The sequence below is a fragment of the Microbacterium sp. Z12_35 genome (assembly GCF_058310475.1).
The window spans coordinates 1,427,032-1,442,768 of record NZ_JBZEGJ010000001.1; the positions used below are offsets into that span (position 1 = coordinate 1,427,032).

General features: G+C 70.2%; 18 protein-coding genes. 12 read left to right on the top strand and 6 right to left on the bottom strand.

All coding sequences use genetic code 11. The annotated features are described in order from the left end of the window. Positions 1-87: 87 nt before the first annotated feature. The 3 genes from AC4FS1_RS07095 (at position 88) to AC4FS1_RS07105 (ending at position 2,265) form a co-directional block, all read left to right on the top strand. Complete coding sequence (locus tag AC4FS1_RS07095; RefSeq protein ID WP_491153686.1) at positions 88-849, top strand: PspA/IM30 family protein; 762 nt, start codon at positions 88-90, stop codon at positions 847-849. A gap of 154 nt (positions 850-1,003) precedes the next feature. After that, complete coding sequence (locus tag AC4FS1_RS07100; protein WP_491153688.1) at positions 1,004-1,813, top strand: arginase family protein; 810 nt, start codon at positions 1,004-1,006, stop codon at positions 1,811-1,813. Then, positions 1,810-2,265: a Fe-S oxidoreductase gene (locus AC4FS1_RS07105; RefSeq protein ID WP_491153690.1), complete on the top strand. Its 456-nt coding sequence runs from the start codon at positions 1,810-1,812 to the stop codon at positions 2,263-2,265. The genes AC4FS1_RS07100 and AC4FS1_RS07105 overlap by 4 nt, the downstream gene beginning before the upstream one ends. Before the next feature lie 407 nt (positions 2,266-2,672). On the opposite strand, the gene AC4FS1_RS07110 is transcribed toward AC4FS1_RS07105, so the two are convergent. The 3 genes from AC4FS1_RS07110 to AC4FS1_RS07120 all read right to left on the bottom strand — a co-directional run bounded on the left by AC4FS1_RS07110 (position 2,673) and on the right by AC4FS1_RS07120 (position 4,415). Further along, positions 2,673-3,137, bottom strand: coding sequence for an SIP domain-containing protein (locus tag AC4FS1_RS07110; RefSeq protein ID WP_491153691.1), 465 nt, complete (start codon positions 3,135-3,137; stop codon positions 2,673-2,675). A 79-nt stretch (positions 3,138-3,216) separates the two neighbouring features. Then, complete coding sequence (locus tag AC4FS1_RS07115) at positions 3,217-3,942, bottom strand: tyrosine-protein phosphatase (RefSeq protein ID WP_491153693.1); 726 nt, start codon at positions 3,940-3,942, stop codon at positions 3,217-3,219. After that, the gene (locus AC4FS1_RS07120; RefSeq protein ID WP_491153694.1) at positions 3,939-4,415 is read right to left on the bottom strand and encodes a carboxymuconolactone decarboxylase family protein; all 477 of its coding nucleotides are present in this window, start codon (positions 4,413-4,415) and stop codon (positions 3,939-3,941) included. Before AC4FS1_RS07120 ends, AC4FS1_RS07115 begins: the two co-directional genes overlap by 4 nt. 79 nt (positions 4,416-4,494) lie before the next feature. Between AC4FS1_RS07120 and AC4FS1_RS07125 the strand changes: the two genes are divergently transcribed. The 8 genes from AC4FS1_RS07125 to AC4FS1_RS07160 all read left to right on the top strand — a co-directional run bounded on the left by AC4FS1_RS07125 (position 4,495) and on the right by AC4FS1_RS07160 (position 12,038). Continuing rightward, positions 4,495-5,442, top strand: coding sequence for an alpha/beta fold hydrolase (locus AC4FS1_RS07125; protein WP_491153696.1), 948 nt, complete (start codon positions 4,495-4,497; stop codon positions 5,440-5,442). 128 nt (positions 5,443-5,570) lie between these two features. Then, on the top strand, positions 5,571-7,085 hold the full coding sequence (locus tag AC4FS1_RS07130) for an ABC transporter substrate-binding protein (protein WP_491153698.1): 1,515 nt from the start codon (positions 5,571-5,573) through the stop codon (positions 7,083-7,085). Beyond that, positions 7,082-8,032, top strand: a complete 951-nt coding sequence (locus tag AC4FS1_RS07135) for an ABC transporter permease (RefSeq protein WP_491153700.1) — start codon at positions 7,082-7,084, stop codon at positions 8,030-8,032. Before AC4FS1_RS07130 ends, AC4FS1_RS07135 begins: the two co-directional genes overlap by 4 nt. Beyond that, entirely contained in the window at positions 8,029-8,916 is an 888-nt protein-coding gene (locus AC4FS1_RS07140) for an ABC transporter permease (RefSeq protein WP_491153702.1), read from the top strand. Before AC4FS1_RS07135 ends, AC4FS1_RS07140 begins: the two co-directional genes overlap by 4 nt. Then, positions 8,913-9,716: an ATP-binding cassette domain-containing protein gene (locus tag AC4FS1_RS07145; RefSeq protein ID WP_491153704.1), complete on the top strand. Its 804-nt coding sequence runs from the start codon at positions 8,913-8,915 to the stop codon at positions 9,714-9,716. Before AC4FS1_RS07140 ends, AC4FS1_RS07145 begins: the two co-directional genes overlap by 4 nt. Beyond that, positions 9,713-10,504, top strand: coding sequence for an ATP-binding cassette domain-containing protein (locus AC4FS1_RS07150; protein ID WP_491153706.1), 792 nt, complete (start codon positions 9,713-9,715; stop codon positions 10,502-10,504). The genes AC4FS1_RS07145 and AC4FS1_RS07150 overlap by 4 nt, the downstream gene beginning before the upstream one ends. A gap of 126 nt (positions 10,505-10,630) precedes the next feature. Continuing rightward, the gene (locus AC4FS1_RS07155; protein ID WP_491153708.1) at positions 10,631-11,692 is read left to right on the top strand and encodes a M4 family metallopeptidase; all 1,062 of its coding nucleotides are present in this window, start codon (positions 10,631-10,633) and stop codon (positions 11,690-11,692) included. After that, positions 11,673-12,038, top strand: a complete 366-nt coding sequence (locus AC4FS1_RS07160) for a protealysin inhibitor emfourin (RefSeq protein ID WP_491153710.1) — start codon at positions 11,673-11,675, stop codon at positions 12,036-12,038. Before AC4FS1_RS07155 ends, AC4FS1_RS07160 begins: the two co-directional genes overlap by 20 nt. 2 nt (positions 12,039-12,040) lie before the next feature. On the opposite strand, the gene AC4FS1_RS07165 is transcribed toward AC4FS1_RS07160, so the two are convergent. The 3 genes from AC4FS1_RS07165 to AC4FS1_RS07175 all read right to left on the bottom strand — a co-directional run bounded on the left by AC4FS1_RS07165 (position 12,041) and on the right by AC4FS1_RS07175 (position 13,988). After that, positions 12,041-12,652, bottom strand: a complete 612-nt coding sequence (locus AC4FS1_RS07165) for a GNAT family N-acetyltransferase (RefSeq protein ID WP_491153712.1) — start codon at positions 12,650-12,652, stop codon at positions 12,041-12,043. A gap of 141 nt (positions 12,653-12,793) precedes the next feature. Then, the gene (locus AC4FS1_RS07170; RefSeq protein ID WP_491153714.1) at positions 12,794-13,489 is read right to left on the bottom strand and encodes a uracil-DNA glycosylase; all 696 of its coding nucleotides are present in this window, start codon (positions 13,487-13,489) and stop codon (positions 12,794-12,796) included. Between the two features lies 1 nt (position 13,490). Then, positions 13,491-13,988, bottom strand: coding sequence for a phosphoribosyltransferase (locus tag AC4FS1_RS07175; protein WP_491153716.1), 498 nt, complete (start codon positions 13,986-13,988; stop codon positions 13,491-13,493). A 179-nt stretch (positions 13,989-14,167) separates the two neighbouring features. On the opposite strand from AC4FS1_RS07175, the gene AC4FS1_RS07180 reads away from it, so the two are divergent. Continuing rightward, positions 14,168-15,661, top strand: coding sequence for an MFS transporter (locus AC4FS1_RS07180; protein ID WP_491153717.1), 1,494 nt, complete (start codon positions 14,168-14,170; stop codon positions 15,659-15,661). Positions 15,662-15,737 lie beyond the last annotated feature (76 nt).

Here is a 15,737-nt window from a genome sequence, read left to right on the forward strand (position 1 = left end):
CATGCGTTACTCATCCGCCGCATCCCACGAATCCCATAGGAAACGCCGACAGACTTGATACGACGTCGACAGGAAAGGAAATCCGCGATGGCCAAGCAGTCCATCTTCGGTCGCATCTCCACCCTCATGCGGGCGAACATCAACTCACTCCTCGACCAGGCCGAGGACCCGCAGAAGATGCTCGACCAGCTGGTGCGCGACTACACCAATTCGATCGCCGACGCCGAGTCGGCCATCGCCGAGACGATCGGCAATCTGCGCCTCCTCGAGCGCGACCACCAGGAGGACGTTCAGGCCGCTGCCGAGTGGGGCAACAAGGCCCTCGCCGCCAGCCGCAAGGCCGACGAACTGCGCACCGCCGGTAACGCCGGCGAGGCGGACAAGTTCGACAACCTCGCGAAGATCGCTTTGCAGCGTCAGATCTCCGCCGAGGGCGAAGCGAAGTCGGCCGAGCCGACCATCGCCTCGCAGACGGAGGTCGTCGACAAGCTCAAGGACGGCCTCAACGGCATGAAGGGCAAGCTCGAGCAGCTGCGGTCCAAGCGCAGCGAACTGCTCGCGCGGGCCAAGGTGGCCGAGGCTCAGATCAAGGTGCACGACGCGGTCAAGTCGATCGACGTCCTCGACCCGACGAGCGAGCTCGGCCGGTTCGAAGACAAGATCCGCCGCGAGGAGGCGCTGGCCGCCGGCAAGCAGGAGCTCGCCGCATCCAGCATCGACGCGCAGTTCAACAGCCTGGAAGACCTCGGTGAGCTGACCGAGGTGGAGGCCCGCCTGTCGGCGCTGAAGTCCGGCGGTTCGGCCCAGCCGCAGCAGGCCATCACCGCGCCGAGCCCCGACACGGTCTGACCCGCTCTCCTTCGATGGGACGCCGCTTCTGCGGCGTCCCATCGTCGTTCATCCGGAGGAATGCCACGGCGGGGCGCGGGTCGGTGCGGGTGAGCGGCCAGCTCGCACCCCGGGGCGGCGAGTCCGTGCCGTCCAACGATGGCAGGATGAACCCGTGACCCGGTTCGTAGTGGTGCCGCAATGGCAGGGCAGTCCGTCGACGCGTGCGATGCTCCTGCACGACGGAGCGGAGGCGATCGCGGGAGACCTCCCCCGCGCGGCGACCGTCGTGCTGGACGTGCCGATGGAAGCCGGCGACTCTCAGGGCACCGGCGTCGCCCGTCTGAGCGCGCTGCGCCGCACCGCGGCCTTGATGGATGACGCGCTCTCCACGACGACCGATCGCGTCGTGGTGGTCGGCGGCGACTGCAGTGTCAGCGTGGCCGCCGCCGCGCGTCACACCGCTGACGATCTCGCCATCGTCTGGATCGACGCGCACGCCGACCTCAACGATCCCGGCAGCTCCCCGTCCGGGTCTCTGGCCGGCATGGCCCTGCGCGCGCTCGTCGGCGGCGTGCCCGACGCTCTCGGCACGGCCGCGGTGCCACCCGCACGGGTCATCCTCGTCGGGGCACGCGAGCGGGATGCGGCGGAGGACGCGTTCATCGCCGAACACGGCGTGCGCCACCTCACCGAGAACGACCTCGCCGACCCGGGAGCGCTGGCTGCCGCGGTGGCCGCGACCGGGGCATCCCGCGTGTATGTCCACCTCGACCTCGACGTCCTCGACCCGTCGGAATTCAGCGGCTCGGCCTGGGGCATCCCCTTCGGTGTCCCGGTAGCCGACCTCGTCGCTTCGCTGCAGCGGCTTCGCGCCGATTCCGAACTCGTCGGTGCGACGATCGCCGGGTTCGCGCCGGTGAGCCCGGCTGCCGTCGTCGACGACCTCGGGGCGATCCTGCGCCTCATCGGAGCCGTCGCGTGAGCCCGATCGCCCGCCCGCCGGCCGGCTGGCGAGAACGGGCCGACGTCGCGGTGGCGCGGAGCCGTCGGATCGAGAGGCTGCTGCCGCAGGTGCTCCTCGACTCGCCGATCAGCCACCTCGGGTACCTATACGGCAGCGCCGTGGGATGGGTCTGGGGGTCGCTCTGGAGCACGGGGCGCGTCGAGCGCCGAGAGGGTCTCTGGGTGTTCCGCGGGATGCCGCGCTGGACGCATGCCCGCGGCGGCGTGACGGTCGGCGGATGCTTCCTCACCGGCTCGGGGCAGGTCACCCCCGCGCTGCTCCGACACGAGGCCGCACATGCACGACAGTGGCGCCGATTCGGGTTCTTGATGCCCGTGCTCTACGGGATTTCGGGCCGGGATCCGCTCCGCAACCGCTTCGAGATCGAGGCCGGCCTGGCCGACGGGAATTACATCCCGCGCGACGCCTGAGCGCGCGCCGCGGCAGCACCCGGGTCCGTCCCGGCCCCCAGCGACCGAGACGAAGGGCGCCACCGGGCCGGTCCCGGCCCCTGAGCGAGGGAGCGCAGCGACCGAGACGAAGGGCGCCTCTGCGGCCTTGACGCTTCGTCTCGCTACGCTCGCTCAGCGTCCGGGGCCCGACGCGCGCGTAGGTCTGGGGGCCGACGCGCAGCGTCCGGGGGCGACGCTCGCGCAGGGTCCGGGGGCGGACGCTCGCTCAGCGTCCGGGGGAAGGGGCGCTCGAGTGCCGTCAGGGGCTCAGCCCGGTGAGCGGAACGAGGAGATCTCGGAAATCGAGGACTGCCGGAGGCGCTGGCGTCCTCGATCCGCGAGATCTCCTCGATTTCCGAGGGGAAGGGCCGGGGGCGACCCGCGGGTCAGCGGGCGGTGGCGAGGCCGAAGCGCTCGGGCGTGTGGATCGAGTCCGACGCCACCCCGCGGCGCTCGACGAGCTCATCGACGATCTCGGCCGTGCCGAGATAACCACCCAGGAGGATCACGCGCGTGGCGTCGTCTTCGGAGCCGAGCATTTCGCCCGCCCAACCGGAGACGGCCCGGGCGAGGGCCTCCCCTGCCGCGCAGCCACGGCTCGTGCCGGGGGCGCCGCTGCGGCGTGAGCGGTCGAGCCACGTCACGGTCATGCGTGCCGGCGCGGAGACGGCACCGACCCAGGACTCGTCGGGAACCTCCACGAAGACGCGGCCGGTCGAGCAGATCGGCAGCGTCGCGAGAAGCGCCTCCAGCTCCGCGAGCGAGTTCTCGTCCGCGGTCACCAGGTGCTGCACGCGCGTGTGACGCGACGCGCGGCAGACAGTCGGGTTGTGTTCGAGGGAGGCAGACATGGCAACATCACTATAACCGAAGCAAAGGGTTGCCTAACCTTGCCTCCACCAACTCGCAGTCGTTGCTCGGGTAACGAACTCAGCCCTCGATGACGAGGATGCGACGCAGCTCCGCGATCTCGTCCTCAGCGAGTCCGTGCGCGCGCAGGTAGTCCGTGGGCGAGCCGAACACCGCATCCAGCTGTCCCAGGAGCTCCCGCATGACCGGAGCGGGCGAGCGAGTCGCCAAGTCTTCGAGATGTATGGCCTCGGGATGCATCGCCCGGAGCCGCGCGACGACGTCCCGGTTGCGGGACGCCGGGAGAAGCGCCTCCGTCCGCGCATAGTCCGCGACGATCGCGTCGGTGTCGACGCCGGCCGCCGCCAGGGTGAGCGCGACCGTCACACCGGTGCGATCCTTGCCGACCGTGCAATGCACGAGCACGGGCTGGTCGTTCAGCACGCCTCGCACGACCTCGACCACCTGATCCGAGGAGTCCTCGATGAGGCTCGAGTACAGCCCCGGGAGGCTCACGTCGTCCTCGAAGAACGACGTGACGGATCCGAGGAACAGCGGCACACGCTGGGTCACGAGGTCGAGTCCGTCGAGGCGGCTCGGCGCCCAGCGCACCTCCTCGTCGTCGCGGAGATCGATCACGCGGCGAAGACCCAGCCCGCGGAGAGCCTCGAAGCCGGCGTCATCCACGTGCGCGAGATTACCCGAGCGGTAGAGCACCCCGGAGCGGGTGCGGCCCCTGCCCGCGGGGAGGCCGCCCACATCGCGGAAGTTCATGGAGCCGGAGACGAGCGACTGCCCCTCCGTCATGGCGTGCGGTCCTCGAGCCGCGGCACCGCGTAGCGCCCGGCGGTCGCGACCCGGTTGAACGCGTTGATGGAGATGAGCACCCAGCTGAGGGCGACATACTCCTCCTCGGTGAAGATGCCGCCCACCCGGTCGTACACCTCGTCGGGAATCCCGGCCTGTGAGATGAGCGTGAACGACTCCGCGAGTTCGAGCGCGGCACGCTCCCGCTCGGAGAAGACGCCCGATTCACGCCACACCGGGATCTGCGAGATGGTGTCCGGCGAGACACCCGCCTCGACGGCCCGATCGAAGTGGATGCGGACGCAGTAGGCGCACTTGTTCAGTTGCGATGCGTGGATCTGGACGAGCTCCTTCAGCGCTGGGTCGATGCCCGCCTCGGCCGCCAAGTATCCCGCCGTCTTCGCTACACCCGACAGCGCGAGGTACGCCTTCGGGGCCGAGCGCGACAGATGCACCCGCTCCTCTTCGCTCATGCATCCAGGGTAATGTGCGCGCGCCCGCTCGGAGCGGGTACCACAATGGTGCCCAGACCTCTGGCCCGAAGGATGCTGCGTGACCGAATCCACCGATGTGTTCGACGAGTTCTCGTTCCTGCCTGCCCAGGCGGCCGACAACGCGATCCCGGGCCCCCTCCCCCGGGTGGAGCGACTCGCCCTGACGCTTGACGACGGGCGCACGCTCAGCGCCCTGCGGTACGGGGATGCCCCACCCCGGGTGACCTTCCTGCACGGCGCAGGGCTGAACGCCCACACGTGGGACACCACCGTGCTCGCGCTCGGCCTCCCCGCTCTCGCGCTCGACCTCCCGGGACACGGCGACTCGTCGTGGCGCACCGACGCGGCCTACGCGGGCCGCGTCCTCGCGCCCGATGTCGTCACCGCGCTCGACGCATGGACCGACCGGCCGCAGCTCCTCGTCGGGCAATCGCTCGGCGGACTCACCGCAGCCCCGGTCGCCGCTGCGCGCCCCGACTCGGTCGGGCAGCTCGTCATCGTCGACATCACGCCGGGCGTCGACCCGGACGCCGGGCCGACGCAGATCCGGTCGTTCTTCGCCGGGCCGACCGACTGGGCCTCGCGCGACGAGCTCGTCGACCGGGCGCTGTCCTTCGGTCTGGGCGGCGGGTCACGCCGAACGGCCGAACGCGGGGTGTACCTCAACTCGCGCGTGCGGCCCGACGGTCGCGTGGAGTGGAAACATCACTTCGCGCACCTGGCCGCGGCCGCGGCCAACGCGAGCGCGGCGGCACCCGCATCCGATGACGCCGTGAGTACCCTCCTGTCGGCAACGGGATGGGAAGACCTCGCCGCCGTGTCCGCGCCGATCACGCTCGTCCGCGGCGAGCGCGGCTACGTGACCCCGGCCGATGCCGACGAGTTCGTGCGCCGCATCCCTGCGGCGCGTGTGGTGACACTCGACGGTGGACACAACCTCCAAGAGGACGCACCGCTGGCTCTCGGACAGCTCCTGCGGGACCTCGCCCGGCCCGGGGAAGAATGACCAGTCCGCTGGCGTTGGGTAATACAACGACCCCGGCGGAAGAGCCCGCAATAGGCTGATAGCACCGAGTTGCCTCCAGCGGCGTCCGACATCATCGATGGCGCCGCTGGCCTGCGAAAGGATTACCCATGCCACGACGCACCGCCCTCGCCGCGTCCGCCCTCCTGCTTGCCGGAACGCTCGCGCTGGCGTCCTGCGCCGGAGGCGGAGGCACCGCCCCGTCCAGCTCATCGGCCGGCGACCCCGACCCGAATGCCACGCTCACCGTCGGCCTGGTGCTGGAGCCGACCAACCTCGACATCCGCCGCACCAGCGGTGCGGCGCTCGAACAGATCCTCATCGACAACGTCTACGAGGGCCTGGTGACGCGCACGCAGGAGAACGAGATCGTGGAATCGCTTGCCAGCGAGTACACCGTCTCCGACGACGGCCTCACCTACACCTTCACCCTCAACGAGGGGGTGACCTTCCACGACGGCACCGCGCTCACCGTCGATGACGTCGTGACCTCGCTCACGCAGGTGAAGGATGATCCGGAGATCGCCGGGAACGCGGAATTCGCCGGCGTCGCCTCGATCACCGCGGCCGACGACTCCACCGTCGTCATCACGCTCACCCAGCCGGACCAGAACTTCCTGTTCTCCCTGACCGGTCCTGGCGGCCTGGTGTTCAAGACGGGTGACACCACCGACCTGCAGACCGCCGCCAACGGTACCGGCCCGTTCACGCTGACGGCCTGGAACCAGGGCGAGAGCATCGAGCTCGCCCGCAATGACGCGTACTGGGGCGACCCGGCCGGCGTCGCCGAGGTGGTGCTGCAGTACATCCCCGACTTCACAGCCGGAGTGAACGCGGCGCTCGACGGTTCGCTCGACGTGCTGACCGCCGTGCAGCCCGACCTCGCTGCGCAGTTGGAGGGCACGGAGTTCACCCTCACGACGGGGCAGACCACCGACAAGGGCACGCTCGCCTTCAACAACACGCGTGCTCCGCTGGACGATGTGCGGGTGCGCGAAGCGCTGCGTCTCGCCATCGACCACGAGGCGCTCGTGGAGGCCCTGGGTGCGGGCGAAACGCAGTACGGCCCCATCCCGGCCCTCGACCCCGGGTACGAAGACCTGTCGGACGTCGCACCGTACGACCCGGCGCGGGCGGTCGAACTCCTCGAGGAGGCCGGGGTCGACGACCTCGATCTCACCCTCACCATCCCGTCGTTCTACGGGACCACGGTGCCGCAGGTGCTCGTCTCGGACTTCGACGAGATCGGCGTCACCCTCGAGGTGGAGTCGGTGGAGTTCCCGACCTGGCTGCAGGACGTCTACACCAACCATGACTACGACCTCAGCTTCGTGCTGCACGTCGAGCCGCGGGACCTCGGCAACTTCGCCGATCCGGAATACTACTTCGGTTACAACAACCCCGACGTGCAGGCGCTGTACGCGCAAGCCCTCAGCACGGTGGATGCGGAGGAGTCGGCCGCGCTTCTGGCCGAAGCCGCACGCCTCGTGTCGGAGGACCATGCCGCTGACTGGCTGTACACCGGCGCGACGGTCACGGCGGTCGGCGCCGGGGTGTCCGGGTTCCCGGAGGACTCCATCAACTCCCGCATCGACCTCGCCGGTGTGACAGTCTCTTCGGAGTGATCCGGTATGCGCTGACCCGGCTGGCCCTGCTGATCGTCGGGCTCGTCGTGGCCAGCGTGCTCATTTTCGTTTCGCTGCGGGTCCTTCCGGGTGACGTCGCGCAACTGATCGCCGGGACCGATTCGTCACCGGAGCAGGTCGCCGCGATCCGAGAGCGTCTGGGCCTCGATGTGCCGCTGCCCCTTCAGTACGTCGAATGGATCGGCGGGATCTTCCGGGGGGACCTCGGTTCGTCGCTGCTCTCGGGCGCGTCCGTGATGAGCGAACTGGCCGACAAGGCCCGTGTGACCGTGCCCCTCGGCATCCTCTCGCTCGTCATCGCCGTGCTCATCGCGGTGCCCCTGGGCGTCCTGTCCGCCGTTCGTCGCGGACGTCCCGACGGCACCGGGATGAGCGTGATCGCGCAGGCTCTGGCCGCCGTCCCCGTCGTCTGGGCGGGGATGATGCTGGTGGTCGTCTTCGCGGTCTGGCTCGGATGGCTTCCCGCGCAGGGCTTCCCGCGCGCGGGGTGGGGCGACCCCGGAGCGGCGATCCGCGCCCTCGTGCTGCCGGCGCTGACGATCGGCATCGTCGAGGGCGCGATGCTGTTGCGGTTCCTGCGCAGCGCGACGCTGCAGGCGATCGGCCAGGACTACGTCCGGACCGCAGCGGCCAAAGGCCTCACCCGCGCTCAGGCGCTGATCCGGCACGGGCTCCCCAACGTGGCGTTGTCGGTGGTCACCGTCCTGGGCCTGCAGATCGCGGGCATCCTCGTCGGCGCGGTCGTCATCGAGCAGCTGTTCACCCTGCCCGGGATCGGGCGGATGCTGGTGACCGATGTCGGCGCTCGCGACCTCCCCAAGGTGCAGGGCGAGCTGCTCGTGCTGACGGGATTCGTGCTCATGATCGGATTCCTCGTCGATCTCCTTCACCGCGCCGTCGACCCCCGCCAGCGGGACAGCGCATGAACGGGCGTGGACGGATGGCGTGGCTCGGGCGACTGTGGGCACTGGGAACCGGGCGTTTCGGGCTTGTGGTGGTGGCCGTCATCCTGATCACGGCGGTCGTGGCAGCGTTCTGGACCCCCTTCCCCCCGCAGCGGGTCGAGCTCGGCGATGCCTGGGCGCCGCCCGGGTGGCCGAATCTGCTGGGCACGGACAACCTGGGTCGCGACATCCTGAGCCTTCTCATGGCCGGGGCGCGCACGACCATCGTGGTGGCCGTCGGCGCCGGCGTCATCGCGACCCTCCTGGGCCTCTTCCTCGCCGCCCTGGGCGCCCTGACCCGACGCTGGGTGCGCGAGAGCGTTGCGGTGCTCGTCGACATCCTCATCGCCTTCCCCGTGCTCATCATCGCCATGATGATCTCCGCGGTGTGGGGCGGGTCGCTGTGGGTCGTGATCTGGGCCGTGGGCATCGGGTTCGGCGTCAACATCGCGCGCGTCACCCGCCCGGAGCTTCGCCGGGTGTTGCACAGCGACTTCGTGCTCGCCGGACGCGCGAGCGGCCTGACCCCCGCCCAGAACCTCTGGCGGCACCTGCTCCCCAACGTCGCTCCGGTGTTCATCGTGCAGTTGTCGTGGGGCATGGCGGTGGCGGTGCTGGCCGAGGCGGGCCTGTCCTACCTCGGGTTCGGCGCTCCCGTGACGGAGCCGTCGTGGGGCGTACTCCTGGCCGATCTGCAGCGGTACATCACGGTGCATCCGCTGTCGGTCGTGTGGCCGGGGCTGGCCATCACGCTCACGGTCCTGGGGCTGAACCTCCTCGGCGACGGGCTGCGTGAGGCCACCGATCCCACGCTCTCCCAACGCTCCCCCACTGCGCGCATCCACGTGCCGGAGGTGGTGGCATGAGCCTCGAAGTCCGCGACCTCGCCATCGAGATCGGCGGCCGCCGTGTCGTGGACGGCATCTCCTTCGACGTCCCGGACGGTGCGCGGCTGGGGCTCATCGGAGAATCCGGCTCCGGCAAGTCGCTCACCGCCCTCGCGATCCTGGGGCTCCTGCCCGACGGGGCCCGCGCGACCGGCAGCGTCCGCTGGGATGACCGCGAGATCCTCGGCCTTCCCGACCGCGAGCTCGCGCACCTCCGTGGGAACGAGATCGGCATCGTGTTCCAGGAGCCGGCGACGGCTCTGAACCCGATCCGCACCGTCGGCCGCCAGATCGCCGAGTCCATCCGCATCCACGAACGCGTTTCCCGCGCCGAGTCGCGGCGCCGGGCGATCGCCGAGGCGGAGCGTGTGGCCCTCCCCGACCCGCAGAGCATCGTGGCGCGCTATCCGCACCAGATCTCCGGCGGGCAGCGTCAGCGGGTTGCGATCGCCATGGCTCTCGCCTGCGGCCCGCGGCTTCTCATCGCCGACGAGCCGACGACGGCGCTGGATGTCACCATCCAGGCCGGGATACTGCACCTGCTCGGGTCGCTCACGGCCCAGGCCGGCATGTCGCTGGTGTTCATCACGCACGATCTGGCGGTGCTCAGCGAGGTCGCCACCGACGCCGTCGTGCTCGAGCACGGTCGCGTGGTCGAATCGGGACCGCTCACGCAGCTGCTGACAGCCCCGGCGAGCCCGATCACACAGGCTCTCCTGCGCGATGCCACGGCCACGCTGTGGCATCCCGAGAACGGCCACCGGGGGGCGGGCGCATGAGCGAAACGCTCCTGCGGGCGCGGGGGCTGACCCGCCGCTTCGTCGCGCCGCGCCGGACCTTGTTCGCCGCTCGCACGGTGACCACGGCGCTGGATGACGCCGATCTCGATGTCGACGCCGGCTCCTCGGTCGGAGTCATCGGAGAATCCGGCTCGGGGAAGACCACCCTGATGCGCCTGCTCCTCGCGCTGGATGTTCCCACCGCGGGCACCGTCCACTTCGACGGGCGCGCCGTCGAGGCAGGCCGCAGCGCCCGGTCGCTGCACTGGTTGCGCCGCGATACCGGAATCGTCTTCCAGGATCCCTATGCGTCGCTGGATCCGCGGATGAGCATCGGCCGGATCGTGGGTGAACCGCTGTGGGCGCTGGACATTCCCGGTGACCGCCGCGCCCGGGTGCGCGAAGTGCTCGAAGAGGTCGGGCTGGAAGCCGGGATGGCCGAGCGGTATCCGCACGAGTTCTCCGGCGGCCAGCGGCAGCGCATCGCGATCGCGCGGGCGATCGTGCATCGGCCGCGGCTGCTGGTCGGCGACGAGCCGCTGTCGGCCCTCGATGTCACGGTGCGCGCGCAGATCCTGCGGCTCCTCGGCGACCTGCGTGCGCGGACGGGGCTGACGCTCCTGATGGTGAGCCACGACATCGGGGTCGTGCAGAACCTGTGCGACCAGGTCGTGGTGATGAAGGACGGTCGCATCGTCGAGGAGGGCCCCACCGAGAAGGTCCTGCTGCAACCGCAAGCCTCCTACACCCGCTCGCTCCTCGCCTCGATCCCCCGCATCCGGACGTAGCGCGCCAACCGGCCGGAGGGCAATGGGCCCGCACGCGGGCAATCGCGTCCGAAGAACCCGCGCCTCGGCCGAAAGCCCGCGTTTCGCGAACGCGACGGAGTCGGGGGTCGGTCGTAGGGTCGGGTCATGACCCCCGGTATCGTCCCGCCGTATCTGCTGACCCGCATCGCGTCTTCGGGCGAACCGCACTTCGCCCGTGCCGCCGCCGCGGCCGCGCGCACCCTCGCGCTCCCACGTCCGCCGCGCGGGCGCACCCGGCTGCGGCTGTCGATCGAGGAGTCCGGCATCCTGGTGGCCGAGACCTCCCCCGCCCCCGACCGGGTGATCTCCGACGCGCAGAACCGGGAACAGCTCCCCGGAGTGCGTGTGCGCGGCGAGGACGACCCTGCGACGGGGGATGCTGCGGCGGACGAGGCGTTCGACGGCCTCGGTGCGACCTTCGACTTCTTCTGGGATGCCTTCGCCCGCAACGCCATCGACGGCGCCGGAGGATCCCTGCTCGCCACCGTCCACTACGGCATCGAGTACGACAACGCCTTCTGGGACGGCGAGCGCATGGTGTTCGGCGACGGCGACGGCGAGGTGTTCACGGGGTTCACCCGCTCGCTCTCGGTGATCGCGCACGAACTGGCCCACGGTGTGACCGAGGCGGAGGGCGGCTTGGAGTATCAGGGGCAGTCCGGTGCGCTCAACGAATCGCTGTCCGACGTGTTCGGCGTGCTGGCCGAACAGCATGCGGCGGGCCAGACCGCCGACGAGGCGTCGTGGCTCGTGGGAGCGGGGATCTTCACGGATGCGGTGGAGGGGGTCGCGCTCCGGTCGGTCAAAGACCCCGGCACCGCCTACGACGACGACGTCCTCGGCCGCGACCCCCAGCCGGGGCACATGCGCGATTACGTCGACACCGCGGAGGACAACGGCGGAGTGCACATCAACTCCGGCATCCCCAATCGCGCGTTCTCCCTCACGGCGGCGAGGCTGGGTGGCAACGCCTGGGAGCGTGCCGGGCGCATCTGGTACCGCACACTCACCGACGGGCTGAGCGCCACGATCGACTTCGCCGGCTTCGCGCGCGCCACGCTCGACGCCGCGGCGTCGGAGTACGGTGAGAACTCGGAGGAGGTCGCCGCGGTCCACGACGGATGGGTGGGCGTCGGCGTCATCGAGGATGGATCACCCGCAACCTGACGACGGATCGCGCGCCCACGACGGTGCGGACGGCCGCGCCGACCCGCCCCACGGGGGCGAGACGCGCATGGTCGTGATCACCGTCATCCGCTCCGGCGGGATCGCCGGGAGGCGGCGCCAGTGGCGCGCCGAGCCGGCGCCGGATGACACCCCGCGCTGGCGGACGCTGGTCGACCGCTGCCCGTGGGACGACGCCGGAGGCGGGTCTGCCGGAGCCGACCGATACGTCTGGATCATCCGCGTCGAGGACGGTCCCACTCCCCTCCACGAGGCGGAGCTGCCCGACGCCCGACTGGACGGCCCGTGGCGCGAACTCGTGGATGCGGTGCGGGCCGCCGCATCCTGACCTCAGCCGCCCAGGAGCGATCGCTTCTTGCGCTTGGGGATGCTCTTCTGCAGGTAGATGACGCCCAGCCAGCGGTTGAACTTGAAGCCGACCCGACCCATCCGGCCCACTTCGGTGAATCCGTACTTCTCGTGCAGGCGGATGGACGCGTCGGCCCCCTTGTCGCTGATCGCCGCCACGACCTCGCGGATGCCGGCATCCTGACACGCGTCGAGGAGGGCTGAGAGGAGGGCCGACCCCAGCCCCTTCCCGGCGGCGGCCTGCCCGAGGTAGATGGAGTCCTCCACCGTGTAGCGGTAGGCCGACTTCGACTTCCACGGCTGCACCAGTGCGTACCCGAGGATCTGACCGGACGGGCTTTCCGCGACGAGGAACGGCATCCCGAGCTTCGCGAGGTGCCCGAATTTCTCTCGCCAGGCGCCGACCTTCCACGGCTTCTCGTCGAAGGTCACCACGGAGTTCGTCACGTAGTAGTTGTAGATCTCGCGGATGTGCGGGATGTCCCGTTCCTCGGCCGCGCGGATCGTGTACGCGAACGGCGTCTCGGGCTTCGGCGCGGGCCGCAGGTGCCGCGGAAGACGGCGGCGGCTCTTGTCGTACTCGTCCTCCAGCACGGCTGCCACTCTAGCCCGCCGCCCGCGTCCCCCCCCGTCGCTCCCGCCCGCTCCTGCCTCGAGAAACGACGTTCGGGACGAGAAACCACGCGCGGCGTTATGTCTCGCCCGCATTGTGGTTTCTCGCTTGAGCGGCGGCGGTCACGCCGCGGGCACGCGCCAGTCCACCGGAGCAGCACCCTGGGCTTCGAGCAACGCGTTCGCGCGCGAGAACGGGCGCGAGCCGAAGAACCCGCGGCTCGCCGACAGGGGCGAGGGATGCGCCGACTCGACGATCGGCGTCTTCCCGAGCATCGGCCGCAGGTTCGCCGCATCCCGTCCCCACAGGATCGCGACGAGGGGGGCGTCGCGCTCGATGAGAGTGCGGATGGCGTGTTCGGTGACGCTCTCCCACCCCCACCCGCGGTGGGACGCAGACGCCCCGGGTGCGACGGTGAGGACGCGGTTGAGGAGCATCACCCCCTGATCGCTCCAGGCCGACAGGTCGCCATGGCCCGCGGGCGCGATGCCGAGGTCTGCCTGCAGTTCCGTGTAGATGTTCGTCAGACTCCGCGGGAGGGGACGGACGTGCGCGTCGACGGCGAACGACAGACCGATCGGATGCCCCGGCGTGGGGTACGGGTCCTGCCCGACGATCAGGACCTTGACGTCGGCGAGCGGACGCTGAAAAGCCCGCAGCACGCGCTCGCCCGCCGGAAGGTAGCTGCGCCCGGCGGCGACCTCGGCGCGGAGCCGGTCGCCGAGAGCCGCAATCTGCGGCGCAACCGGTTCGAGCGCCGCCGCCCAGCCTGCATCCACGAGCCCCGCCTCAGCGAGTTCGGCGAGGCTCATCGCCACCTCAGGCCCCGACGGCCTCATCGAGCACCGACCCGCGGGCCGACCACGGGAAATCGATCCACAGCGGGGTGTCCTTCCACGCGTAGTCCGGCCGCATGATGGTCGTGGGCTTGGTGTAGATCACGACGGAGCGCATGTCGGCGCCGCGGTCGCGCAGCAGCTTCACGGCGAGCGCCAGGGTCCGGCCGCTGTCGGCGACGTCGTCCACGAGCAGCACGCGACGGCCTTCGAGGTAATCGATGTCCAACGCCGGAGGGATCACCTCCGGAGCATCCAGCACCGTCCCGATGCCGGTGTAGAACTCGACGTTGAGTGCCCCGCAGTTCTTGACCCCCAGGCCGTAAGCAATGGCGCCGGCCGGCAGAAGCCCGCCGCGCGCGATCGCCACGACCACCTCCGGTACGAACCCGTCCGCGAGGATGGCGCGAGCCAGATCGCGCGATGCCTCTCCGAACTGGTCCCACGTCAGGATCTCGTGCTCTCCGCTGACCTCGCCCACATGCCCTCCCGGTGCTGCTGTGTTTCAACTCTAGGTCCGGGGAGGCGCACGTCATTCCCGATGCCTCGGCCTCCCGGTGCCGACACGCTGCCTGCGGTCGCGAGCCCCCCCACGAATCCCCGGAGTGTCGTGCGGAGCCGTCGCCGGGCGCCCCGCGAGGCGCGGTGTATCCTCGGCGCGTGACCCGAGCTTCCACGTCTGCGGCCGTGCGCCGCTCCGGGCTGGGCGTCACCGCGGGGCTCATCGGCTGGTTCATCGTTGTCGAGCTGGTCAGCGGCATCCTGCAGGGCTACTACGTTCCCCTGTTCAGCGACATCGTCATCGCCCTCGGCATCCACGACGCCGATGTGAACTGGTTCGAGGCCGGGCAGCTCCTGCTGTCGGCCCTCGTCCTGCCGATCCTGGCGAAGCTCGGCGACATGTTCGGGCACAAGAAGATCCTGCTGATCTCCGCGCTGCTCACCGCGGGCGCGAGCTGGGGGCTCGTCTTCGCCGACAACTTCTGGACGTTCCTGCTCGCGTGGTCGCTGCAGGGGTTCTACGTCGTGTGGCTGCCGCTGGAGATCGCGCTCATCTTCGAGCGCGGACGCCGCCAGTCCCGCGGTGTCTCCCAGACACGTCGCGCGGCCGGCCTCCTCGTGGTGGGGCTGGAGGCCGGAGCGATCATCGGCGCCCTCGCCGCGGGGCGCCTGTTCGCCGCATCCAGCGAGAACCTGCAGCTGACCCTGATGATCCCCGCGATCGCCGTCACGCTCGTGTCGCTGGTCATCTGGCTGGGCGTGCCCGAGTCGGAGCCGGTGCCGGGACGTCGCCTCGATCTGGGCGGATTCGTCATCCTCGCGTTCGCTCTGCTTCTGGTCACCGGCGGGCTGTCGTTCCTGCGTGTGCCGGACGGACCCGGGATCGGCGTCGTGGCCGCTCTGGTCCTCGCCGGCGTCGCCGCCTTCGCGGTTTTCGTCTGGTACGAATTGCGCCAGTCCGATCCCGCGATCGACATCCGTGTGCTCGTCCGGCCGCAGATGTGGCCGGTACAGGCCACGGCATTCCTCGTGGGCATCAGCCTGCTGGGGGCGCAGGGTCCGCTCGCCACGTATGCGGGAACCGATTCATCGCTCGGATACGGGCTGGGCCTGGATGCGACGGATCGCTCCAACGTCATCGGCGTCTACCTCGTGTCGCTGATCGTCGGCGCCGTGCTGTTCGCGCTCACATCACGGCGCGCGAATCCCCGGTTCATGCTGATCGGCGCCGCCGTCCTGGTGGGCGTGGGGTACACGCTGTTCGTCCCGTTCCACATCGAACTGTGGCAGGTTCTGCTCAATCTCTCCATCGCCGGGATCGGGTCGGGCGCGCTGGTGGCCGCGATGCCCGCCGCCGCCGCGGCCGCCGCTCCGCGCGGGCAGACGGGGATCTCGTCGGCGCTGACCAACACGACAAAGACGATCGGCGGCACGTTCGCGTCGGCCGTGTTCGGCGTGGTGCTCGCCGGCGCGGCCGGCGCGGCCGTCGCATCCACGGCGGCGCCGCTGGTCGGTTACCTCACGGTGTGGATCGTGTGCGCGGCGGGCGGATTCCTCGCCGCGCTCCTGCTTCTCTTCGTCCCGAAGGTGGCCTTCGCCGACACGGACGCCGAAGAGGCGGATGCCGCGGCAGGTCAGGCTCAGGTGCTCTGAACCTCCGCCGGCCATGTCTCACCTCTGCAGCTTCCGAGGCGCCGAAACCTGCCGACGTGAGACATCACGCGCCAGG

Bases quoted from the DNA above. Each gene is read 5' to 3' on its own strand.
- AC4FS1_RS07095 (WP_491153686.1), top strand. From the start codon at position 88: ATGGCCAAGCAGTCCATCTTCGGTCGCATCTCCACCCTCATGCGGGCG.
- AC4FS1_RS07110 (WP_491153691.1), bottom strand. From the start codon at position 3,137: ATGTCTGCCTCCCTCGAACACAACCCGACTGTCTGCCGCGCGTCGCGT.
- AC4FS1_RS07115 (WP_491153693.1), bottom strand. From the start codon at position 3,942: ATGACGGAGGGGCAGTCGCTCGTCTCCGGCTCCATGAACTTCCGCGAT.
- AC4FS1_RS07120 (WP_491153694.1), bottom strand. From the start codon at position 4,415: ATGAGCGAAGAGGAGCGGGTGCATCTGTCGCGCTCGGCCCCGAAGGCG.
- AC4FS1_RS07130 (WP_491153698.1), top strand. From the start codon at position 5,571: ATGCCACGACGCACCGCCCTCGCCGCGTCCGCCCTCCTGCTTGCCGGA.
- AC4FS1_RS07140 (WP_491153702.1), top strand. From the start codon at position 8,029: ATGAACGGGCGTGGACGGATGGCGTGGCTCGGGCGACTGTGGGCACTG.
- AC4FS1_RS07145 (WP_491153704.1), top strand. From the start codon at position 8,913: ATGAGCCTCGAAGTCCGCGACCTCGCCATCGAGATCGGCGGCCGCCGT.
- AC4FS1_RS07150 (WP_491153706.1), top strand. From the start codon at position 9,713: ATGAGCGAAACGCTCCTGCGGGCGCGGGGGCTGACCCGCCGCTTCGTC.
- AC4FS1_RS07155 (WP_491153708.1), top strand. From the start codon at position 10,631: ATGACCCCCGGTATCGTCCCGCCGTATCTGCTGACCCGCATCGCGTCT.
- AC4FS1_RS07160 (WP_491153710.1), top strand. From the start codon at position 11,673: ATGGATCACCCGCAACCTGACGACGGATCGCGCGCCCACGACGGTGCG.